Genomic DNA, 22,651 nt, shown 5'->3' on the forward strand with positions numbered 1-22,651 from the left:
CAAAGTTAAGTAGAGCAATCAGGTATTACAACTTACTTATCGGGAACATCAAATAGTTGCAATCCGACCTTACGAGCAACTTCCTTCTTTGTCATGCTTCCAGCAGCCATCAGTAGTTGTGCTTTCTCTAGCCTCAAGGCTTTAAGTGCTTCCACGGATGATATGCCGAAGCACTTCTTGAATTTTCGCTGGAATGTGCGACGCGACATATGGCTTACCGAAGCCATCTCGTCCACTGACCATAACCATGCAAGATTCTTCTCTATCTGTTCGATAAGCTCATGGAAGGGCATTCCTGCTCGATCCTGCATTCTGAGCGTTTGGCTGTATTGGCGCTGATCGCCATGGCGCCTCAAATAGACCAAAAGGCGCCGTGCGACTCGCTGAGATATCAGGGGCCCGCAGTCTCGCTCAATCAATGCGAGGGCAAGATCGATGCCTGCCGTCACACCTGCAGTTGTCCAGTACTTTCCGCTTTCACAAAAAATCCGCTCATCGGCTACATCCAAACTTGGAAATGCTTGACGAAGCTGTTCAGCAGCTCGCCAATGAGTTGTGACGAGGTGGCCCTCTAGTAGTCCTGCTGACGCCAAAAGGAACGCCCCTGTACATACGCTGCAAGTGCGTACCGAAGACAAGTCTTGGGATTTGAGCCAATACTGGATATTGCTATCTTGTGCTGCGTGGTAGACGCCGTAACCACCTGGAACAATGACAGTGTGTAAACGCTGAGGGATTAACGTCTCGAGCGAGTGTTCAACCAAAATTCGTAAACCCCCGTCGCTGGTGCGCACGTCGGTCGAAGGCCCGTAGGTCGCAAGTAGGTAAAGCGGTTGGCCCAATTCTTCGTTAGCAGTTGAAAAGGCTTGCCATGGGCCACTCAGGTCAATGGGTTGGAAACCAGGGTAAACGAGAAAGCCAATATGGATTGGCGCAATTTCCCCTGTTTTTGGCACACATTTGTTCACGGTGACCTCTACCTTAAAGACTTTCAACGGAGATTATCCATGCAAGTCAATTTTCTGCTGTTTCCTGCCCTGACTCAACTCGACCTGACGGGCCCCTATGAGGTGCTCGTTCGGATACCTGGCGTCAACGTCGATTTTGTATCTACTTCGATGGAGCCGGTAGTGTCGGATCGTGGTTTGACGATGCTACCCACGGCAACGTTTGAAAACGCCGAACCCTGCGATCTATTGGTGGTGCCTGGCGGGCCTGGCACGGATAACACGCTGATTGATCCACGCTGGGTAGCGTTCACCGCATGCCAAGGCCGCCAAGCTCGATTCATTCTTGGTATCTGTACAGGCTCCCTGCTGCTCGGCGCCTCAGGATTATTGCGAGGAAGGCGTGCAGCCTGCCATTGGCAAGCGCGAGAGTTCCTGCCTGCATTCGGCGCCATTCCAGATGAGTCCCGGATGTGTGTGGACGGCAATATCTTCACATCGGGAGGTGTGACATCCGGAATAGACATGGCCATTAAAGCCGTTGCCTTAATGGTTGATGAAGACACTGCACGCCAGATTCAACTCCAAATCGAGTACGACCCGGAGCCCCCATTTACTGGTGGCACGCAGCATACCTCGCCTGAACACATTGTGAAGCGCTGCCTTGATGCAACCCGTGAGCGCGATGCCATTCGTGCCTTGGCTGTGGCCCAGGCATCGCAGGCTCTTCAGAATTGAGTGACAAGCTGATTCAAACGCTTATCACTCATTTTAGTCTGTATATTCAAAATAAGAATATTAAATCATCCTTTTATGCTTTTTAGTAAATTAAGTATGCACTAAAATGGTGCCCTTTCTGAGCCAGGCCGCTGGGCGCTTGCCGCCGTGTTAGGCCAAAGATAGGGATGTCACCATGAGTGAGCCAGTAAGTGATCAAGAGGGGGCGCACTTCAAGCGCAGTATGCAGACGCGCCATTTGGTGATGCTCTCCTTGGGGGGCGTGATTGGCACCGGGCTGTTTTTGAGTTCCGGTTATACCGTGCAGCAGGCGGGGCCTATTGGGGCAGTGCTGGCCTATCTGGTAGGTGGCATTGTTGCTTGGCTGGTGATGATGTGCCTGGGCGAGCTGGCGGTGCATATGCCCAATTCAGGCGCCTTCAGCGCGCATGCCAGCCGCTATATCGGCCCCGGCACCGGCTATATGGTGGCCTGGATGTACTGGCTCACCTGGACGGTGGCGCTAGGGTCAGAGTTCACCGCGGCGGCGGTCTTTATGGGGCGATGGTTTCCCGACATCCCCGGCTGGTACTGGAGCGGCATGTTTGCGGCGATTGTCTTTGGCGTGAATGCGTTTACCTCGCGCTTCTTTGCCGAGTCTGAGTTCTGGCTTTCATTGATCAAAGTGATTGCGGTGGTGGTGTTTGTGCTGGTGGGCGCCGTGGCGATCATTGGCTGGGTACCGTTGCATGATGCCACTGGCGCTGAGGTCGCCTCACCGGGGCTGTCGGCACTGTGGGGAGAGGGCGCGATGCCGCCCAACCTGATGGCCATTGGTACCGCCTTACTGGCAGTGATGTTTGCCTTTTCCGGCACCGAGCTGATTGGCATTGCCGCCGGGGAAACGGTAGACCCCGCCCGCAATGTACCCAAGGCGATCCGCGCGACCCTGTGGCGATTGATCCTGTTTTTCGTCGGCACCATCGTCGTAATTGCGGCGTTGCTACCCCAGGATCAAGCCGGGCTAAGTCAAAGCCCCTTCGTGGCTGTGTTCCAACGCCTTGGCGTGCCGGGTGCAGCCGATATCATGAATTTTGTGATCATCACCGCGCTGCTTTCGGCGGCCAATTCCGGTCTTTATGCCTCGTCGCGCATGCTATGGACGCTCGCTGACCAAGGCACCTTGCCCAAGTCGCTTGGCCGCCTCAACAAGCGTGGCATTCCGATGAATGCTCTGCTACTCAGCATGGTCGGCGGCCTGGGCGCGCTGTTCTCCAGCGTGTATGCCCCTGAAACCGTCTATTTGGTGCTGGTCTCGATTTCCGGTTTGGCCGTGGTGGTGGTCTGGATGGCGATTGCGCTTAGCCAGTTTAACTTCCGGCGCCACTACCTGCGTGAAGGCGGGCAACTGAAGGATCTGGTTTATCGCACGCCGTTCTACCCCTGGGTGCCGATTATTGCGTTTGCAGCCTGTCTGGCCGCGTGCATTGGAATTGCCTTCGACCCGCATCAACGCGTGGCGCTCTATTTCGGTGTGCCTTTCATTGGCCTGTGCTACCTGGTGCACTATGTGCGCCACCGTTCGGCCTCCCATCGCTCTGAATATTCGCCCAACGCCATTGAGGAAAAGACCGTATGACTGAGTTAAATCCGATCAAAGCGCTGTTGGCCGACGTGCCCTTTATGGTCATCGACGGTGCCTTGGCCACCGAGCTGGAAGCGCTCGGCTGCGACCTCAATGACGCCCTCTGGTCGGCGCGCTTGTTGGCGCAAGCCCCGGAGAAGATTCGTCAGGTTCATCAGGCTTACTTCGAAGCCGGTGCCGACTGTGCGATTACCGCCAGCTATCAGGCCACGGTGCCCGGTTTTATGCAGGCGGGGATGACGGCAGAAGAGGCGCGGGCGTTGATTCAGTTATCGGTCACGCTGGCGCAGCAGGCGCGGGATACGGTCTGGCAGCCCGGCCAAACCGACCGCCCCAAACCGCTGGTGGCCGCATCCGTCGGCCCTTATGGGGCGTATCTAGCAGACGGCAGTGAATACCGCGGTGGCTATGACCTGGATCGCGCCGGGCTGGTTGAATTTCACCGCGAGCGTTTTGAACTCTTGCTGGCCGCGGGGGCGGATCTACTGGCTGCTGAAACCTTGCCCTCACTGGAAGAGGCGCTGGCGATCACCGATTTGCTGGCTGAGCACCCAGGCGCCCAGGCCTGGATCACCTTCTCGGCGAAGGATGGCCAACACATCAGCAATGGCACGCCGATCGAGGAGTGTGCGAGAGCACTGGCCAACTGCCCAGGCGTTGCGGCGATCGGCGTGAACTGCACAGCGTTGGCCCACATTGAATCGCTGATTCAGGCGATTCGGCGTCAGTGTGATCTGCCGGTGTTGGTCTACCCCAATTCGGGGGAAGTATACGACGCGGTGACCAAAACCTGGCACCCGGCCCAATGCGATCACACCGCTGCAGACATTTCCGGATTGGCACAAGGGGTCGAGCACTGGTTGGCGGCAGGCGCATCAGGCATTGGCGGATGCTGCCGGACGACACCGGAGGATATTCAAGCGCTGGCCCAGTGGCGGCGGTCGCGCTATTTTAGTAGGCCTTAATGCTGAGTCTCTGCCCGTAACCTTTCCACCTCTTCGACGGGCAGTTCTTCAATATCCGCGATCATCTGATCATCCATTTCGGTGCGAGCGATCAGCTTCCAGGCTGCGCCCGAAAACGAGCTATCTGCTCGATTGCCAATTGAGCCACAGTCTCAAGATCCTTTGCTGTGGCGCCATCCCGTGCTTGCACAGACATGCCTTGGATGATGGCACCGGCAAAGCGGGCGAGTGCCATAGCATTGGTATCGGCGCTCAACTGCCCCTGTGAAATGCCTTTTTGAATCCTATCGTGCAATGCCTGCATCGTTGCTTCGCGCTCGCGCGCCACCATATCGGCAATAGCGTCATTATCGCGGGCACAGTTTAAAACCGCCGTCGAGATCATGCAGCCTTGGGGTCTACCCGGGCGGCAGAACTGCTCGGCCGCCTCCAACAACAGCTGCTCAAAGGCAGCCACCACATCTTCTTGCTGTAAGGCGGCAACGGCAAAAGCACCTACCTCGGACTGATACCAGTCCAGCGCTTCCCGATAGAGGTCTGCCTTTGAAGTGAAGGCTGCGTATAGGCTCTGCGGTGTAATGCCCATGGCCGCTGTCAGTTCGGCGATTGAAGCACCTTCATAACCAAATCGCCAAAATGTCTCTCCTGCGATAGCTAAAGCAGCGCTTCGATCAAAGGCGCGCGGACGACCACGCGAGCGTGGTGGGTGGTGAGTTCTATTTTTCACAATGATCGCTCTTGAAATAAATTGGATTTTAGCTAATTATGGAGTGGTCACTCCTTATTATAGGTACTCCTATCATGAATAGGTACTTGACCGGTCTTTCCGGCATTATGATGGCTATGTCAGTGTCAGCCAGCGATACCCTTACAGGGCGGTTGGATGCTGCCATTAATCGAGCGATTGCGGAAAATAGAGTCGTCGGGACGGTGGTGTTAGTGGCTCAAGATGGCGAGATCATCTATCGCCGCGCGGCGGGTCAGTTTGATCGTGAAGCGGGTTCACCCATGAAGGAAGACGCCGTGTTCCGTTTAGCCTCTATCACCAAACCCATCGTATCGGTGACGCTGATGCGGCTCGTTGAAGAGGGCAAACTAACGCTAGATGACCCTGTAACAAAGTGGTTGCCCACATTTCGTCCTCAACTCGCCGATGGCAGTCAGCCGGTTATTACTCTTCGCCAGCTTTTGACCCATACATCGGGCCTTAGCTACCGCTTTGTAGAGCCGATAGGCAGTAATTACGACCGCCTAAATATTTCGGATGGCCTTGACCAGCCGGGGCTTAGCCTGGATGAAAATCTGCATAGACTCGCACAAGCGCCGCTTGCCTTTGCCCCAGGTGAAGGGTGGGGCTATTCGCTAGGGCTTGATGTGCTGGGGGCCGTTATTGCAGAGGCTTCGGGCAAAACACTTCCACAGGCTGTGCAGGAGGCTGTCATTGATCCCCTCCAGCTGGCAGATACTGCCTTCGTGCCCTCCGATCCCTCTCGGTTGGCGACGCCCTATGCAGATGGAGATCCCGAGCCGGTTCGTATGACGGACGGCATGGCAGTGCCTATTTGGAATAGCGTTGCACGCTTTGCACCCAGTCGGGCAATGAATGCTGATTCTTACCCCTCGGGCGGGGCTGGCATGGTGGGCACTGCGGCGGATGTTTTACGTTTTTTAGACGTTATCCGTACTGGGGGAGAGCCAATTCTAGCGCCTGAGACGGTATCAGCCATGATGCAGGATCAAGTCGGTGCTCAGGCGGAAAGCCAAGGGCCAGGCTGGGGATTCGGTTATGGCTGGGCGGTGTTGGATGACCCTGATGCTGCAGGTACACCGCAGTCAAAAGGCACTATCCAGTGGGGCGGCGCCTATGGCCATAGCTGGTTTGTTGACCCTGTTAACAAACTTACTGTTGTTGCATTAACCAACACCGCATTCGAAGGGATGTCTGGCGCCTTTCCTATGGAAATACGCGATGCGGTCTATGATAAGGATGATTAGGGCTTGAACCGTCAATTGCAGCGATCTCGCATCAGCGATATTCGTGAACTTTAGACACCCAATTAACGTTGAGCCTCGCTGCGGGAATCGCTCGTTTCAGTGTTTATCTTCGAGACGCAGTTTAGCGATATCATCAATCGATAACCCCGTTGCCTCAGCAATCTGCGCATCAGTAAGCACACCAAACGCCAACAAATGGCGAACAGTATCGCGCTTGCTTTCCAAAGCGCGCTGCTCAGCTTCCTGACGCCCCTTTTCGATACCCAACTTCTCGCCTGCTAGGCGCTCTTTTTGCACCAGATTTTCTAAGTTTTCTGCCAACATATCTTTATCCTCCACCAAACTGTTGAGCTGCTCCAGATCCACCTCAGCTCCAAGCCGTTGCAGGTGACGCTTGATCCAACGTGTAATGGCCTTATCAATGCGCTCTTTGTTCGGATCCGTTTTGATAATGGCCACAATACGATCAACGGCTCGCTGCAGGGTTTCCCAGCTCTCACCAGCGTTTTCGACGCTGAATACGCCACTGAGCGGTGTCTGAACCAAGCCTAGCTGTTTATCAGTATAGCGCCCTTCATCGACCAGGTAATAGCGTAGGTGAGGCTGATAAATCTGTAGAAAGTCTGGCGGTTCAGGGGTGATTATCTCGAAGATGTCTAGCGGTGCCGTCCAGCGCTCCGAGTCGTTATAAAGCACCACCGGAAACACGGGCGGCAAGCCTTGGCCGGGCGTGATTATTTTCTGTTTGAGTAGTTCGCTATAGAAACAGGCGGCGTAGTGCAGCAGCCGAATGGGCATGGTGCGATCCACCGAGGATTGAAACTCAAGCAGAATGTAGAGAAATACTCGTTGTGTGACGCCTTCCCAGGTCACTTCAACCGACCACACCACATCCTCAATCTTCTCCTCAAACAGTGGTGTAATGTAGTTGCCGCTATGGCTCTTCAGCGTGGAGAAATCCATTTGCTTGGCGATTTCTGCAGGCGCAAATCCTTCGATCAACTGCTGTACAAACTCCGGGTAGCTAAACAGCTCCTTGTAGCCGGTATCGTGGTGATTGTGGATGGTATCCGCCATACGCGCTCCTTATTCAATGTGCCCGCGGGATTGCATCGCAAAAAAGCAGCATGTCTAAGAATAAATAGCAGCCCTTCAACAAGCAACTATTGGCGGGTTGGCGTCAACCGGCACCCATATCAGGGTGGGGGAGCATCGGGCAGGGGAGTGCTAACGCTTTGTGACTTCATCGCGGCGGAAAGCGTGAGGAAGTCCGCCAGCTGTTGGGTGGCACGCTTTTGTGACGCCTGAACCATCACGAGCTCCACCATGGGCAGTGCCGGAAATCCCTCTTTCTTGCCAAGAATAATATGGTCTTCAGCCAGCGCACTGGCGGGAAGCACACCGATACCAAGACCAGCCGAAACAGCGGCACGAATGTTTTCATAAGAGGCGCTGGTATAGGCGCTGTAGCCGTGTTTCTGGTGCTGATCCAAGGTAGCCAGTGCCGCACGGCGGTAGCAACAGCCGTCAGGAAAGATAACCAGCGGCACTTTAGTCATGCGGGCAAAATCATGCCGTTGTGAGGCCACCCAATGGAGAGGCTCTCGCCGCAGCAGATGGCACTGACAACGCTGGTCGCTTGGGGTGAAGTCTCCCACACATTTAAAGATGGCGAGATCAAGGCCGTTACTGTCGAGCTGGTGGAGCAGTTGCGAGGAGAGCGCAGAGACGACTTCCAGGCGCAGATTGCGGTTTAGCTCTGCGCAGCGGGAAATAGCGCCATGTAGATCCACCACTTTGAAATCATCGGGAACGCCAATCAGTAGGCGACCGGCAATCTCCGGTTGCTGCATGGCACTCACCGCCTCTGAGGTACGGGCAAGTATCTCATTGGCAGCGGGAAGAAAACGCTCACCCTCTGACGTTAAGCCAAGGATGTGGCCTTGGCGACGTTCCAGTAACTTGCAGCCCAGTATCTCCTCCAGCCGTTTCAGGCTCTGGGTGATCGCAGACTGGCTGCGGAATAGCTGAAGCCCTGCCTGCTGAAAACCATTGCCTTCGGCTAACAGCACAAAAGCGCGCAGGTGCTCCAGGGTGACCCGCCTATCGCCCAGGGGGGAGGGTTGGCAATCAAACACGCTGTGTCTCCATGCTAAACATTAATTTAACTAATTATGGTGGGTTAATAATTAATTTCCACTGCGCGTAACTCCCAGGCACCCTCCGCTAGATAGTGATGCAAAAGCCAGCGTGCGCTTCTAGGGGGAGACATGAACAATTTCGCGTTAACCGGTTTGGTGGTCATTTTCAGTATCGTTTGGAGTTCAGCATTTATCGCCGGTGCCATTGCGCTGACGGATTTTGACCCCTTTACGCTGCTCACACTCCGGTTCTTATTGAGTGCGTTACTGATGCTGCCCCTTTGCCTTATCTGCGGCGGATTCCGGTGGTCAACTCATGGGGATCGCATCGCTATCCGGCGCGGATTGCTGCTCGGCGTTCTTAACAATGCCCTTTACCTGGGGCTGAGCTTTGCCGCCTTGCAAACGGTTCGCCCCCAGGTCGTTATTGTGATTGTCAGCTGCGCACCGCTGGCAACCAGCTTGCTATCCGCATGGTGGGGCGTAGAACCGCTTTCCCCAATGAAACTGCTCGGCGCTGTGCTGGGGTTAGTGGGGGTGGTGGTCATCTCAGGCGTTGCTAGTGGCATGCCGGTGGATTTATGGGGCGTACTGATGGCAACCGGCGGCATGCTCGCCTTTGCCAGTGGCACGGTTTTCTTCCGCGGCCAAGGCGCAGGCCTACCCGTCTTACAGGCCAATTTCTGGCAATCCATGGCTGGCGCTGTCGCGCTTCTCCCCATGGCAATAGCGTTCGGGCAGCCGCTTACCGTGCCTTCTACCGCAACGATAATAGCAATGGCACATCTGGTACTTGTCGTCACCATCGGCGGAATGAGCCTCTGGCTTGTGCTGATCCGCATCAGCGGCGCCTCGACGGCATCGAGCTACCACCTTCTTAATCCGTTCTTCGGCGTACTACTTGCATACCTAATTCTTGGGGAGCCTTTGCGTATGGCGGATTTTATTGGGGCTGGACTGATTGTCATCGGGCTGATTATTACCACTCCGGCAAGGGGGAGGGTAAGGCAGAGGTAACTCCCAACACTGAGATTATCACCTGAAAAGGTAAATCAGCGGTAGGGTATGGCTTAAATTATAACTTATATATAGTATATGCCATAGCTAGCATTATTAATGAAACTAGAATGTCAAAGCTACGCGATACAACAGGCTTTGAAAAAATATAGATCATTTTTGTGCCAATGTATGCATTTAAAAAAAACCATAAATATGATGCAAAGCTAGCACCAATTATAAAAAATAAGCGTTCGTATCCTTCATGTTTGGCACCAAGACTCCCTAAGATTAGAACTGTATCAATGTATACGTGAGGATTTAATAAAGAGAATGCAAAGGATAATCTTATTGTGTTTTTTGTTGATAACGTTTTTTTTTCTTCCTTGTTACTTTTGATTTCTATGTTGTTTTTAGGGTTTATAGCATCTTTTATATTTGTAATAGCGTAAGTAATCAAAAATAAAATTCCTATCCACTTTAATACGTTTAATAAACTAGCATTAATATGTGATGATAAAATATACACACCCAGTGTGATAAGTGAAAAATCACAGCTAGCGCATATAAAGGCAGCTAGGTATGGTTGTTTTCGATAAATAGATTGTTTTATTATGAAAATATTCTGCGGGCCTATAGCTAATATTATGCTAGTAGCGAATAAAAAAGCATAAAGGCCCACCTGTAAATATGACAAAACATTAACCTCGATTTAATTTTAACAATGAAGATTCTGATTTTTCAATGGCTAGGCTTTTCCTAAATGTAAATTCCTTATGTGCTAATAAGCTTTCTTCAAGTTCTTCTATAATAGTTTTAACGCTGCTAGGTGAGGTAGAGCCGTGACTTACTTGTCTGTTCATGACGCTTTTGGGATCAAGTGTTTCGTAGTATTCTTCTTCAGATAATTCAATGTCTTTATCTTTCAAAAAATTTAAAGCAAGATTGGAATTTCTCAGCGTGGCTTTTTTTGAAATTAAATAATTAGTTAATTGACCAGCTATTAGATGAGATTTTCTAAAGGGCAAGTTTTTATTAGTAACTAACCAATTTGCTAACTCTGTTATTGTTGAAAAGCTATCCCAACATATATCATATGCGCGTTGTGAGTCATATGATGAAGTTTTGATATGCTCATTAAGTATTTTAATGGTTTGAATTGTCGTATCCAAAGCATCCCAAAGTAACGGCTTGTCTTCTTGTAGGTCACAATTATATCCAAGGCCCACACCTTTAACCATAGAAAGAGATTGCATTAATGCACCATATACTCTACTTACCTTTCCTTTTGCTAATTCAGCTACTACAGGGTTTTTCTTTTGAGGCATTATAGAACTTCCTGTAGTAAAACTATCATCAAGATGAAGAGTGCCATATTCAAAGGAATTCCAAGTAATAATTTCTTCTGCTAATCTGGATAAATTGCTCATTATTATCGAAAGCGTGCTTAAGCATTCAATTATAAAGTCTCTTGAGCTTGTAGCATCAAGCGCGTGACTAATAATATAATCAAATCCTAGTAACTCTTGTGTGTAGGATCGATCAATATTGAATGATGTGCCAGAAAGTGCACAAGAACCTAGAACGCTGCAGTTTGTACTATTGAATGTGTTTTCTAACCTAATGATGTCACGATTAAAAATACTTACATAAGCTGTATACCAGAAAGCCAATGATATTGGCTGAGCTGGTTGTACATGCGTATATCCTACCGCTAAAGAGTTTATATTTTCGTTTGATTTTAATAATAATTCATCGCTGAATTCCTCTAAGGATTTTTTTATTTCCAATATATACGATCTTAAATATAATCGTGTGTCATTTACCACTTGATCATTTCTAGATCTCGCTGTATGGAGCATTCCACCTAATTCGTCGCCGATAATACAATTTATTTTATTTTCAACGTTTAAATGTACATCTTCGTACTCTTTCTCAAGAGGGAAAAGTCCGTTTTCGTTCAATTTGTATATTTCTATAAGAGCAGATAAAAGTTTATTTTTACAATTTTCAGTTATTATTTTCTGCTTATGTAACATCTTGACATGAGCTATAGATCCTAAAATGTCATATTTAATAAGCCTTAAATCAGCGTGAGTTGTTTCAGTGTAATTTAGTACTTGATCATTTATATCTTTACTAAGACGACCAGCCCAGATTTTCATTTAATATTCCTTTTTTTAAAAGTTAATATACTTCTTTCAACATTTTTCGAGTGTGCAATTTTTTTGACCAGGAATAGTGACTGTGTGGAAATTTATTTTCGTTACTTATAGTGGTAACTAGTGACATGAATTGTGTAAGGCAATATGCAGCCGTTTTATCTTTTAAAGAATCTATGCTTTCTTTGGAAGATATTGAGAAAAATGAAACATCTATTATTCTACCGTGATCAATTTTTTCATCCATATAATGACAAGTACTACCATAAGTTAAGTCTTTATTTTGTAATGCATAGTTATAACCTCCAATTCCTCTATATTTTGGCGGGGCGGGATGGAAATTTATTGCTGCTTCTTTTGCAGCATTTAAAGTTTGTATAGGTAAGATCAAGTCAGACTTGAAAGAGAAAATCCAATCACCAAACCAATTAATACTCCTAGGGGGCTCATCTTTGTCGTAATTATACTGTATAGAATCAACATTTAGAAAAATACATCTTAAATAGTTTTCAGCTTTTATTGACCATATGGAAGAATCACCAATATACAGTGCTCGTTTGTTAATCATTATTAGTTTCCTCTACTTGTTGAGCATTAGAAATATTTCTAGCATTAAGGGTAAGAATTTTAACAAGGCCTTCGGAATCAGCGTGATCGAAGTCCCCCTCATTTTCCATTGATCCATCTAAAGTATATAAAGAATTTTTTACATTTTTAACTGATATAATTTGTATTTTTCCTTTATACAACTCGATTGTAATTTCACCATTCACAAGCTTGGTGATTTTTTTAATAGCTGATTTAATTATGGTGCTATTTAGATCTATCCAGTATCCTTCATAAAGCCTATTGCCTAACTCATTTGACATGTACTTATAAGTTTCTAGGGTTTTTTTATCAACAATTATGCTTAATAAATATTGATAACAATTCCCTAAGATCTCAATGGCGGGGGATTCATACACACCTCTTGACTTAACGCCAATGATTCTGTTCTCAACTAAGTTCTTAGCTATCCCAATTCCATGTACACCACCTATATGATTTAATTTAGAAAATAAATCAATTAAATTTATTTTTTCGCTATTAAGTTTTTTTGGAATTCCATATTCAAAAGTTAACTTGATGGTTAGTGTTTCATCTGAGCAATTTTTTGGCCAAAATCCTAATTCAGGTTCAACTTCATATACTGAGTTTTTTAAATCTTCAAGTAATCCGCCTTCATGAGTAAGGCCTAATAGATTGGAGTCAGTTGAATAAGGCTTTTCACTGGAAGCTTTAATGGGTATTTTGTGTGTAATGCAGTAATCAATCATCTCTTTTCTACCCTTGAAATTTTTTAGAAATTCTTCGTCTCTCCATGCAGCATAAAAATCTAAATTTGGGTTTAGCATGGAAGCTATTATTTGAAATCTGATTTGATCATTGCCTCTTCCTGTTGCTCCATGGCTAAATATATTTAAATTGTAAGGTTTTAGATTTCTAACGATACCATTAACTATCACCTGCCTAGCGGCGCCTGTTAAATTCCAATACCCAAATTCATACCGAGCATTGCACTGAATTAGTTCCAAACCAGTTTCGGCTATTTCTTTTTTTAAATCGATTGAAATAAAATCTAAGGCCCCTGACGCTAGCATCCTCTCTTTAATATCAGAAAAATTATCTTTATCAGGTTGGCCAAGATCGGCTGTAAAACAAATAACTTTTACTCCTTGTGAAGACAGCCAGTGGGTAATAGTGCAGCTATCCAGGCCACCAGATGCTGCAAATCCGATAGTTTTTCCTTTTAAATCAGATGCTTTCATGATACGCCTCCTGTTTGTTTGGCAGCTTCACTTTCGTATCTCATGGTTGGTTTGTAAATTATGTTAAGAATAAGTTGTTGGGGTGGATTTTTTCTTAACTAAAACCTTGTTAGGATCGCTTTTTAGATTGTGAAATAGCCATGACATTTAAGTAGGGGGATATAGAGTTATCTCTTCATGTAATTAATTGTTTTTATTGGATTTTATATTTATTTTGCATATTGTAAATTTACTGGTTAGTCCTAGGTGATATTGCTTTATTCCTGGAGGTTATATGTTTGATCCTAAAAAAAAGATGGCGTTAATTGAAGTTGTCGCATCAGGTTCGTTCGAACGAGCTGCTCGTAAGCTGAACATTACAACTTCTGCTGTTTCTCAGAGAGTGAGGGCTTTAGAGGTTGAAATGGGGATGTCACTCTTAATAAGAGATAGGCCCTGTAGACCTACTGAGGAAGGAAAAAAATTAATCCGTCATCTTAAAAATATAGAGTATCTAAATAATGAATTCATGAATGAATTCATTGATGTTAAAAAAAACAAATTAAGATTTTCTATAGCTGTTAATAATGATTCATTATCTAATTGGTTAATGCCTGTTCTAGCTGAATATCTTCAATCGGGAGAAGTGATGTTAGATGTTTATATTGACGATCAAGATTATACCCATCTTGCATTAGAGTCTGGACTAACGATAATGGCAGTTACTTCTAAGAAAAAAACATTTAATTCCTGTAAGTCGGTTTACTTAGGTAAGTTGAGATATAAGCTAGCTTGCTCTAGTGTCTTTTATAAAAAATGGTTTAAAGATGGAGTTAATTTTACCTCGTTGAAAAATTCGCCACTACTTGTTTTTTGTGAAAAAGATAGACTGCAAGAAGATTTTTTAAAAAATAATTTTGGGCTAATGCAAGATATTTGTTCTTGTCATTATATTCCTTCATCTGAAGCATATTATGAGGCAGTTTTACTTGGTATAGGTTATGGCATGATGCCACTACCCAAATATGAAGAAAAAATCATATCGGCTGATTTGATTGATTTGATGCCAACAGAAAAAACAGATATCTCATTGTATTTACATTATTGGGAAACTCAGTTGCCTAAATTGATAAAGTTTCGTGAACAAATCATTGCTCAAGCTAGAAAGGTTTTGGTTGAATAAAATTAATTATTAATTTTATAGCTGCTAAAAATATAAACTGATGGTTGGCTAAGTGACGCTTTAATTAATATAAGATATTTATAATGAATGACAATGATAAAGGTGTGTATATTCAGTACTTTTAGGTTACAGTCTTCTACCAGAATAATTAAGATGCAGCTGGTAAGCTTTTGCTAGAGGAGCTTATGAGATCACCATTGATGGATCTACATCTAGAGTGAAACCGTCAGAAAATTCTGGGCGAATAAAGGTTACGCGTGCCGATCAAATATTTATTTGTACTAGTTTATCGTTGATAGATGATCATGATATCTAGCCTTTGCCAGTGACACTGATTTCTTCCGCGGCCAAGGCGCTGGCCTTCCTATCTTACAGGCCCATTTCTGGCAATCCATTGCTGGCGCTGTCGCTTTTCTTCCCATGGCAATGGTCTTCGGGCAGCCGCTTGCCGTGTCATCTATCGCTACCATGATTGCGGTGACACATCTGGTACTTGCGGTCACCATTGGCGGGATGATCCTCTGGCTTATGCTGATTCGACTCTGCGGCGCTTCGGGGGCATCAAGCTATCACCTTCTCAATCCGTTTTTCGGCGTATTACTCGCTTATCAAATCCTTGGAGAGCCGTTGCGCGTGGTGGATTTTATTGGAGCTGGGCTGATTGTGATCGGTCAGCTCCTGACCACTCAGATAAGTAGGAGATCACGGCGGAGGTAGGTAACTGTCCCAAACTCAGCACAATGTTTCGACATTTGCGAAGAGCCGGGGGAAGACGGTCGTAGTGGAATTGAGAGCAGTGGCGTAAACATGACTCAGATCATGCTCGTAGCCTAAAGTACGATAAAGAAAGCGTGGGATTCAATGTTATTAGCTGCTAAGATAAATTTGATAAAGTAAAAAACGCTTATTAATAGACCCCTAAAGGGTGAGCTCTTTGTAATGATATCAGGTAATCTATAGCTACAGGATGATAATTTGTTTGGCAAATTATTTTTTACTATTACACAGGTGTGTAATTTTTTGAAATTAATAATGGAGGCTGTTTAATATGCACAGAATTGTTGAGACACACTTGAAAAAATTCTTGTCGGAAAAAGGTATTGAAGAAAAAGATTTGTCAAAACAGTTTGAGTTGTTTGTAAATCACTGCGTTGTGAGTCGATTTTTTTACAGGTAAGTTTGACGTGCAGGATGTAACTACTACAGATGAAGATGCAGGTATCGATGGCGTTGCAGTTATAGCTGATGGTGAATTAATAACAACTGAAGAAGAGGCAAAAGCTCTATTTGAAAGCCATAAAAGAAGCGTTGAGATTGAGTTTTTGTTTATTCAGTCAAAGACTTCTGATAAATTTGAAAAAAAAGAAATGACTAGCTTTGGTGAAGGAGTATACGATTTCTCAAATGACTCATCAGAGTATCCACATGATGAAATGTTAACTGAAGTGAAAAGAATATTTGAAACAGTGATTCAGAATGTAGATAAAGTTAAAAACGGGAAGCCAAATTCAACAACCTTTTATGTTACCACTGGCGTTTGGGGTGCTGAAAGAGAGTTGGAAGCAGCTTTAAAGACAACAGAAAGAAAAATAAAAAGTACGGGTTATTATAATTTTGTTCAAAGTAAAAAAATAGATCGCGACGAGCTGATAAAGATATGGAGTTCTATACATCAACCAGTAGAAGCCATTGTCAAAGTTAAAGGATATGTTCCTTATAATGAAATGAAGGACGTTGAAGAATCCTATATAGCAATTATACCTGCAAGAAATTATGTCGAATCCTTACTCTTGGCTGAAGATGGGAAAATGAGGGGTGGTATATTTGATGAAAATGTTAGAGCATATTTAGGAGAAAATAACGATGTTAATAAAAGGATAAAAGAAACATTGAACGATAAATATTCTAAGGAATATTTTGCCCTTTTGAATAACGGTATTACAATTGTATCTCCTGACGTTAGAGTTCAGAGTGATTCAATAAGTTTGTCAAATTACCAAATTGTAAATGGATGTCAAAGTAGTCATGTCCTTTTTAGAAATAGGGAGGAGTTAGGTGACAGTACTATGATTACAGCAAAAGTTATTGAAGTTGATAACCCGGATATTATTAATAAAATTGTTGAAGCAACAAATAATCAAAGTCACGTTTCTAATGAAAAGTTTTTATCTCTAAAAGCCAAGTCTAAGTCAGTTGAAAGCTATTTCAATAGTTGGAATGATGAGGCTGATGATGAGTCTAAGGTATACTTTGAAAGGCGTGATAATCAGTATATGGGATCGGGTATAAATGATACTAAAATATTTGATATCCGTACGATAGCTCGAGCATTTGCTTCAATGTTCCTAGAGATACCTCATACAGCAGCTAGCTATCCTACACAAATATTTGAACAATCTGGTGACAATTTATTTGAAGACAGTCAAAACGAGATCGCTTATTATACGGCTGCATTAGCTCTGTATAAGTTTAACAGACTTTTTAATAGCAAGAAACTACCTGGTAATTTTGGAAAATACCGTTGGCATGCATTAATGCTCTTGAAGTACATCATTAATGGCGCTGAAAAAGCTCCTGAGCTTAATTCGAAAAAAATTGATAAATATTGTATTAAGATAATTAAGTCACTTAATGAGCCAAGAGATACCCATATAAAACATTTTGAAATATGTAAAACTATTGTCGAGAAAGGTGGATGGGCTTCAAAGGATAGGTTGAAACGTTCGCTTCATACAAACGAGTTAAAAAATATTATGAGAGACGAGTTAAGTGCTTAGTAATTTATTGTCTTTTGAAATATTTTCAGTATTTTAAAAGCGTTCAATTAATAAATTTCTGATGTGTTTTATTAACGAATGGCTTTATATTAAGTAAGCCATTCGCAGGTTGCGCAAGCTATGAAATATTTTTAGTCCTTGAGTGCTGCAATAGTTGCAGTATAGCTTCATTATCACCTCGTCATTCAGGAGCATCTCACATGTATATTTGATGAGTGTCAGTTAATGGCGGTCAAGGGTGATTATCATATTGGGTGCTTAAGATAGTCGTAGAGCCGCGAGCCGAAGCTGAGAGTTTAGGGGGTTAGTGTCATATTATCTAGAATAGGAAGTTTGGATAATACTAGGAGGCTTCTTAGGTTGTAGTAATACGCTCATTAAAAAGAAAAGGCTTTGTTCCCACAAAGCCTTTAATAGTAATGTTATTTCTTATGGTGATGAGTTTTCAGATCCTTATGTTTTGGCTTGTTTTCAGGAGTGACTCGTCGTCGCTGATCAGTTTTTTCTGTAGACTTTGCCTTGGGTTTAGGGCCTGGTTTGATTGTCATAGATATTGACTCCTTTTTTCTTCTTCTGTGCTATATAGCGATGCTAAAAAATTACTTTTAACATATAGCCTAAACTACGCGGATTGCCAATATTTTCTAAAAAAGTATTAATTTATCTTTTTTAAAATTTTGGTTTTTTAGGAATTTAAAATGTATCAATGTTTTAACGTTGACTCACTTTCTCCACCCACTAACCCTCATAACCTCCCTAGTTACCGCATCACTCAATATCCCCCGCTTAGCTTCAATCAGCGTCAGCCAATCCCGGGCACGTGTAATGCCGGTATACACAAGCTCGCGGGTGAGAATCGGGTTGGGCGTTTGCGGTAGCAGCAGGGCGGTGTGCTGAAACTCTGAGCCTTGGGATTTGTGTACTGTCATTGCGAATACGGTTTCTACCGCGTGTAAGCGGGAGGGCAGTACCCAGTTGATGGGTTTGTCGGTATCGCTGGTGGGGAAGGCAACTCTTAATAGTGTTCTTCCTGGCGCTCCTGATGAAGAGCGGGGATCGGGCACTGCCATTGTGATGCCGATATCGCCATTCATTAGGCCCAGGCTGTAGTCGTTTTGGGTGATCAATACCGGGCGGCCTTCATACCAGCCTTTTTCCAGCTCAACATCGCTTGCGCTAAGCAGCTTTTCACTGCGCAGTACCTTGGCGATGCGCAGGTTTAGCCTTCTACTCCTAGAGACCATTGTGCCGAGTAGCTGAAAGTGGTTGTAGGCATCTATCACGTCGCAGTTCTTATCCCTTTGGGCCGTGGTCGGGCCTAAGCGAGCGGTTGACCGCTTAGGCGAGCTAGCCGATGTGTTAAACGTCTCCCCGTGAGAGGCCTTAAAACTTTCTCTTGAGATGTTCCTTGTCTTATTCTATAAAAAGAACATGTTCTTTATAGGGAACGATCAATGGAACACCTCGCTATCCTGGCTGACAACCTGAAGCACATTCGGCTTCAGCGTGGGCTGACTCTCTCTGGCTTGGCCCAGCACTGTGGTATCGCCAAATCCACGCTATCGCGGCTTGAAACAGGTCAGGGAAACCCTACGATAGACACCCTATGGGCCTTGGCCGATGCGCTGGGCGTACCCTTTGGCCACTTGGTGGTGGGAGATGAGAGCGGTCTATCTGCGCCTAATGAGTTCAATGACCAGGGAGCCATTGTTCGTCTTATCGAACGCCACCTTGGCAATCCGGTCGTCGAAACCTATCGTATGGAGCTCTCGGCAGGCCATATACGTCGCTCTGCTCCCCATGCGCCGGGTGTTAGTGAACGGGTGGTGGTGCTCAAGGGATCTATGCTAGTAGGCAGTGCTGAGCATCCTCAGCGGCTTAATCCTGGAGAGTCTTGTGAGTTTGCCGCGGATGTGGAACATCTCTATGGTGCTATCGATGAGCCCGCCGTGGGGATGGTGTTTATAGAGTATCCCGCCCAAGCCAGCCACTACCAATTGTCGGATCAGACCATTGATTGGCCTGACTCGCCTCAACATTGGGAGGGCGCCCGCAGCATTTTCCAGCGCGTGGCTATCGAAACCGCCACCGGTATTGCGGGTAGTCTCTTGCGACTACGCCATGCGCCTGAGTGTACCGAGTCGTTACGTCAGCAGATCGCTGAATATACAGGCGTAGGCACCACTGATGCGTGGCCGATCTTCTCCATGGCGGGACGTGACGAGCACGGTGCATTCTGGGCAGCCCTGCCGCTTTCGACCACTTCGGCATTCGTTGGCGATCCTCTCGAAGAGAGAGGCGATGTTTTAACTGAAGCTAAGTGGCTGTCCCGGCTAGCCGAAATACCTTTTCTGCCGGATACCGCAGGCATGGCTGAAAAGAACCACGGCTCGCAGAAACTAATACTCGACTGCTTGGCAAGCGAGGTCTTGCTTCAGCGTGGCGTCGCTCGGTTGCCGAGTAAGCTTACGGTTGGTGAAGCCACGCCAGGCTATCACCTTGCTTCCCAGGAGAGCGAGGGCTTTTCAAGCAGGATTGATGTCGACCACTACGCTACTTACGAGTTGCTGCACCCTGCCTATGCGCGCCAGGTCGTGGCTATGGCGGAGGATGTGATTGCTTTTGGAGGCGATGCGGCATCGGGCGAGGCAATAGATATCGGATCCGGCCCGGGAGCCCCCCTACTGATGTTGACCGAACTGTTGCCGGGACTGGGTGTGACCGCCATTGAGCCCGATAGCGTGGCTATTGCACACCTAAGAGCTGCCACGAAAGAGTTGCCGCGCATCAAGTGGTACTTCGGAGACTTTCTGGATATTGAGTTAGGGGCGAGTTCACAGAAGCTGATCACATCCGTGGGGGCTTCTCATCATTTAAATACGCCTCTCATGCTAAGGAAGTGCCAGTCGCTGTTGGAGCCCGGTGGGTTACTCTGTATCGCTGATGAATTTCTTCCTGAATTCCATGATCGACAAACACGACTGCGATCCCTGATTCTCCATCACGGCAGTTACATCCTAACGAGCACGGCCAATCTGGATCGTAGCGATCCTACGGCGTACTCGTCGAGCGCCGAGAGCGAGTACGACGACATTCGACAGTCCCTCTGCCTAGCGGTACTCGAAGCGCAGCGAAGTTGGATCAACGAGGCCGTAATACGTTGTCGGGGCCTGCTGTCACGGTTGAACCGGCAGGAAAGAAATACTCTTGCCGGATGCCCCCTGGATGCTCACGTAAGGTTCTTCCGGCTGGAAATGCAGGCAATGGTGGCAGGCTTTGATTACGAAGTGGAGCGTAAGACCTATGCCCGACGCTTTCTGGAAATGGCGCGACTCAATGGCTTTGAGCTTTTGCAGCACCGGCGTGTATTCGCCACGTCGGGTACGGATGACTGGCAGGGCGGCACCCACGTGTTCGCCTTTCGTAAGCTCAGAGTAAGTCTATGAGTGCATTCCCAAGAGGTTGTTTGGCGATTGGCTGAGGGGCAGTTTAGAGAGTTAGGGAGACCGATAGGTTGATGGACGAAACAATAAACTTCGAGACCGTGCGCTTTCTAGCTGCTGACGGCTACATGTTGTCAGGAAGCTATTTTCCTACTTCTGTCCCTGAAGGGGGGACACCCGTGCTTATATGTCCTGCCACCGGGGTTCGACAATCATTTTATTACGCATTTTCCCGTTGGCTAAGTAAGGAAGGCTACAGCGTCTTGGTTTTCGACTATAGAGGTATCGGTTCGTCACTTGCTGAATCACATGTGAAAAAATCCAAGGCTCGGAAACAGGATTGGGGCGAGTGGGACATGCCAGCTGCCTTAGATTGGCTCTTGAGAAAGACAGATGCCAGTCAGGCTATTTTAATTGGTCACAGTGCTGGCGCTCAATTGGTGGGGTTGATGCCCAACCATGAGTCGATAAGTCATTTGGTTGCCGTTTCTGCCTCTTCTGGATACGTCGGAAATATAAAGTATCCCACTAAATTGGCGGCGATATTTTTCACCTTTATTTATATTCCATTGGCAGTGAGGTGGCTTGGCTATGCGCCTGCCAAATGGATTGGGTGGGGAGAGGATCTACCTCCCATGGTTGCGATGCAGTGGGCGCAATGGTGCCGTACCCCAGGCTATCTTGAGAGTGATTTTGGTGTGGGTGTGGAGCATGATTATTACAAAAAACTAACTTGTCCAATTACATTATTTTCTGCTGATGACGACCCTCTTGCCACCAAAGATAATATAAGGGATTGGCTAAGGCTAATGCCCTTTGTTAACAAGGAAATCGTGCCTTTGAATCCACTCGCATTAGGCTGTGACTCTATAGGGCATGTCAATATGTTTAGGACTTCGCGCGGTAAGGTATGGCCGTTGATCCTCTGCGCGCTTAAAAAGAAGGGGAAGTAAAATCCGATAGTGACCAGAGAGGTGAAGAAGATGGATAGTCAAGGTGATCTTAGAAAGCGATTCAAAGAAGTGAGGAAGGAGGCAAGTTCTACTCGCTCATCTCTGTATCATTTAACTAACAAATGTAACTTACGGTGCAAAGGATGTTGGTTTTTTGAGAAAGAATTTGACAAGAGTAGTGACGAGCTTAATGACTTACTTACACTAGAAGCTCGTATTCAAGATGAAGTAGAAAGGGGAGTCAATGCTCCTTTGCTAATCGGAGGAGAGCCAGCTTTATTTTTGGACAGAATTTCGCTGTTCCGAAAATATATGCCTAAGGTTTCAATCTCAACAAACGGTTTGAAAAAAGTCCCATACGAAGGGTTTGAGGATGTCACTATAGCAATCTCTGTTTTTGGTGGTGGCCCCCTTGATGATGAGTTGAGAGCCATAGGCCCGACAGGTAAAAAATTCACAGGACTGCTTGATAAAGTCATGGAGAACTACAAGCATGACGACCGGGCAGGCTTTGTCTATGCCGTAACATACGATGGTATGCCATACATTGAAGAAACGGTAAAGAAAATAGAGGGAAACGGTAATAGATTGCTTTTTAATTATTATAGTGATTATGGTTCAGGTGATTGTTTTAAGCCCGAGTATGAGCAGCGCTTGCTAGATTTACTGCTGGAGTTAAAGGAGAAATACCCTGAAACTATCGCAAGTCATCCATACTACATTGAAGCATTAATTCTCGGAAGAACGAGTTGGGGAGAGTTTGGTTATTATGGATGCCCTAGCGTTAGTGAAGATTATACTGGGAATGCACAACGCTTGGAGGAGGGAGGCCCTGCGTTGCCAAAATTCAACGCTTATGCGGCAGATATGAAGACGGTCATGCAGTGTTGCACCTCCGGCGACTGCGATAAATGTCGTGATAGCCAGGCTGTAAGTTCAT

18 protein-coding genes and 2 pseudogenes are annotated in these 22,651 nt (G+C 46.3%); 11 read left to right on the top strand and 9 right to left on the bottom strand.

What is annotated here, in order from left to right; genetic code table 11:
- Window positions 1–32: 32 nt before the first annotated feature.
- Window positions 33–995, bottom strand: coding sequence for a GlxA family transcriptional regulator (locus ACT3UM_RS13115; RefSeq protein ID WP_498899427.1), 963 nt, complete (start codon window positions 993–995; stop codon window positions 33–35).
- 12 nt (window positions 996–1,007) lie between these two features.
- Between ACT3UM_RS13115 and ACT3UM_RS13120 the strand changes: the two genes are divergently transcribed.
- The 3 genes from ACT3UM_RS13120 (at window position 1,008) to mmuM (ending at window position 4,274) form a co-directional block, all read left to right on the top strand.
- A complete protein-coding gene (locus tag ACT3UM_RS13120; protein ID WP_498899429.1) occupies window positions 1,008–1,685 on the top strand; it encodes a DJ-1/PfpI family protein in 678 nt (225 codons plus the stop codon).
- Between the two features lie 175 nt (window positions 1,686–1,860).
- On the top strand, window positions 1,861–3,303 hold the full coding sequence (locus ACT3UM_RS13125) for an amino acid permease (RefSeq protein ID WP_498899431.1): 1,443 nt from the start codon (window positions 1,861–1,863) through the stop codon (window positions 3,301–3,303).
- A complete protein-coding gene (mmuM, locus tag ACT3UM_RS13130; RefSeq protein ID WP_498899433.1) occupies window positions 3,300–4,274 on the top strand; it encodes a homocysteine S-methyltransferase in 975 nt (324 codons plus the stop codon). The genes ACT3UM_RS13125 and mmuM overlap by 4 nt, the downstream gene beginning before the upstream one ends.
- A 91-nt stretch (window positions 4,275–4,365) precedes the next feature.
- Here the strand turns inward: mmuM and ACT3UM_RS13135 are convergent, their stop codons facing one another.
- Complete coding sequence (locus tag ACT3UM_RS13135; RefSeq protein WP_498899435.1) at window positions 4,366–5,001, bottom strand: TetR/AcrR family transcriptional regulator; 636 nt, start codon at window positions 4,999–5,001, stop codon at window positions 4,366–4,368.
- A gap of 74 nt (window positions 5,002–5,075) precedes the next feature.
- On the opposite strand from ACT3UM_RS13135, the gene ACT3UM_RS13140 reads away from it, so the two are divergent.
- Window positions 5,076–6,269, top strand: a complete 1,194-nt coding sequence (locus ACT3UM_RS13140) for a serine hydrolase domain-containing protein (protein ID WP_498899437.1) — start codon at window positions 5,076–5,078, stop codon at window positions 6,267–6,269.
- A gap of 96 nt (window positions 6,270–6,365) precedes the next feature.
- On the opposite strand, the gene ACT3UM_RS13145 is transcribed toward ACT3UM_RS13140, so the two are convergent.
- Together ACT3UM_RS13145 and ACT3UM_RS13150 are read right to left on the bottom strand one after the other, a co-directional pair.
- Window positions 6,366–7,346, bottom strand: coding sequence for an Rpn family recombination-promoting nuclease/putative transposase (locus ACT3UM_RS13145; protein ID WP_498899439.1), 981 nt, complete (start codon window positions 7,344–7,346; stop codon window positions 6,366–6,368).
- Window positions 7,347–7,465: 119 nt separating this feature from the next.
- Window positions 7,466–8,407, bottom strand: a complete 942-nt coding sequence (locus ACT3UM_RS13150) for a LysR family transcriptional regulator (RefSeq protein ID WP_498899441.1) — start codon at window positions 8,405–8,407, stop codon at window positions 7,466–7,468.
- A gap of 132 nt (window positions 8,408–8,539) precedes the next feature.
- Between ACT3UM_RS13150 and ACT3UM_RS13155 the strand changes: the two genes are divergently transcribed.
- Window positions 8,540–9,427 carry a DMT family transporter gene (locus ACT3UM_RS13155; protein WP_498899443.1) on the top strand — a complete coding sequence of 296 codons (888 nt, stop codon included), beginning with the start codon at window positions 8,540–8,542 and terminating at the stop codon, window positions 9,425–9,427.
- A gap of 58 nt (window positions 9,428–9,485) precedes the next feature.
- On the opposite strand, the gene ACT3UM_RS13160 is transcribed toward ACT3UM_RS13155, so the two are convergent.
- The 4 genes from ACT3UM_RS13160 to argG are packed head-to-tail and all read right to left on the bottom strand — an operon-like array spanning window position 9,486 to window position 13,376.
- On the bottom strand, window positions 9,486–10,103 hold the full coding sequence (locus ACT3UM_RS13160; protein ID WP_498899445.1) for a LysE/ArgO family amino acid transporter: 618 nt from the start codon (window positions 10,101–10,103) through the stop codon (window positions 9,486–9,488).
- Between the two features lie 4 nt (window positions 10,104–10,107).
- Window positions 10,108–11,571, bottom strand: coding sequence for an argininosuccinate lyase (argH, locus tag ACT3UM_RS13165; RefSeq protein ID WP_498899447.1), 1,464 nt, complete (start codon window positions 11,569–11,571; stop codon window positions 10,108–10,110).
- 22 nt (window positions 11,572–11,593) lie between these two features.
- The gene (locus ACT3UM_RS13170; protein ID WP_498899449.1) at window positions 11,594–12,136 is read right to left on the bottom strand and encodes a formyltransferase family protein; all 543 of its coding nucleotides are present in this window, start codon (window positions 12,134–12,136) and stop codon (window positions 11,594–11,596) included.
- Complete coding sequence (gene argG / locus ACT3UM_RS13175) at window positions 12,129–13,376, bottom strand: argininosuccinate synthase (RefSeq protein WP_498899451.1); 1,248 nt, start codon at window positions 13,374–13,376, stop codon at window positions 12,129–12,131. The genes ACT3UM_RS13170 and argG overlap by 8 nt, the downstream gene beginning before the upstream one ends.
- 274 nt (window positions 13,377–13,650) lie before the next feature.
- Here argG and argP point away from each other — a divergent pair, with 274 nt between their 5' ends.
- The 3 genes and pseudogenes from argP to ACT3UM_RS13190 all read left to right on the top strand — a co-directional run bounded on the left by argP (window position 13,651) and on the right by ACT3UM_RS13190 (window position 17,315).
- Window positions 13,651–14,538 (top strand): HTH-type transcriptional regulator ArgP, encoded by an 888-nt coding sequence (gene argP, locus ACT3UM_RS13180; RefSeq protein ID WP_498899453.1) that lies wholly within the window; start codon window positions 13,651–13,653, stop codon window positions 14,536–14,538.
- Between the two features lie 348 nt (window positions 14,539–14,886).
- Window positions 14,887–15,255 (top strand): annotated as a pseudogene (locus ACT3UM_RS13185) (EamA family transporter); the annotation flags it as partial.
- 467 nt (window positions 15,256–15,722) lie between these two features.
- A complete protein-coding gene (locus ACT3UM_RS13190) occupies window positions 15,723–17,315 on the top strand; it encodes an AIPR family protein (protein WP_498899454.1) in 1,593 nt (530 codons plus the stop codon).
- Window positions 17,316–18,037: 722 nt separating this feature from the next.
- Here the strand turns inward: ACT3UM_RS13190 and ACT3UM_RS13195 are convergent.
- A pseudogene (locus tag ACT3UM_RS13195) lies at window positions 18,038–18,601 on the bottom strand (ATP-binding domain-containing protein); the annotation flags it as partial.
- Window positions 18,602–18,769: 168 nt separating this feature from the next.
- Between ACT3UM_RS13195 and ACT3UM_RS13200 the strand changes: the two are divergent.
- The 3 genes from ACT3UM_RS13200 to ACT3UM_RS13210 all read left to right on the top strand — a co-directional run.
- Window positions 18,770–20,761 carry a helix-turn-helix domain-containing protein gene (locus tag ACT3UM_RS13200; RefSeq protein WP_498899456.1) on the top strand — a complete coding sequence of 664 codons (1,992 nt, stop codon included), beginning with the start codon at window positions 18,770–18,772 and terminating at the stop codon, window positions 20,759–20,761.
- Window positions 20,762–20,832: 71 nt separating this feature from the next.
- Window positions 20,833–21,711, top strand: a complete 879-nt coding sequence (locus tag ACT3UM_RS13205; RefSeq protein ID WP_498899458.1) for an alpha/beta hydrolase family protein — start codon at window positions 20,833–20,835, stop codon at window positions 21,709–21,711.
- A gap of 30 nt (window positions 21,712–21,741) precedes the next feature.
- Window positions 21,742–22,651, top strand: a 910-nt coding sequence (locus ACT3UM_RS13210; RefSeq protein ID WP_498899460.1) for a hypothetical protein, incomplete at its 3' end; no start/stop codon positions are given.

Origin of the sequence: Halomonas sp. AOP13-D3-9 (assembly GCF_052379125.1) — a bacterium.
Lineage (GTDB): Bacteria > Pseudomonadota > Gammaproteobacteria > Pseudomonadales > Halomonadaceae > Vreelandella.